The following is a 324-nucleotide window of genomic DNA, read 5'->3' on the forward strand; positions in this document are numbered from 1 at the left end:
TGCGGTGCAGGCCGGGCGTCAGAGCGACGAGCTCAACGCGTATCCGGATGCGTTCAAGCAATCGTGGCTGTATAACGAGCTGTACCGCGCGCGCAACTTCAAGCAGTGGATGGCCAGGGGCCTGTACCTCGGCACGCTGATGGTCGGCCTCGAGCAGAAGCTGATGGGCGGCAACGTGCCGTGGACGCTGCATCACAAGCATGCGGACCACGAGATGCTGAAGCCGGCGTCGCAATGCACGCCGATCGAGTATCCGAAGCCGGACGGCAAGCTGACGTTCGACCGGCTGTCGTCGGTGTTCATCTCGAACACGAACCACGAGGA

The 324-nt window shown here is 62.7% G+C and carries 1 pseudogene; it reads left to right on the forward strand.

Annotation, left to right across the window (positions count from 1 at the left end):
* Nucleotides 1-324 (forward strand): annotated as a pseudogene (locus ACV22Z_RS35840) (electron transfer flavoprotein-ubiquinone oxidoreductase); the annotation flags it as partial.

This window comes from Burkholderia sp. PU8-34 (assembly GCF_053427725.1).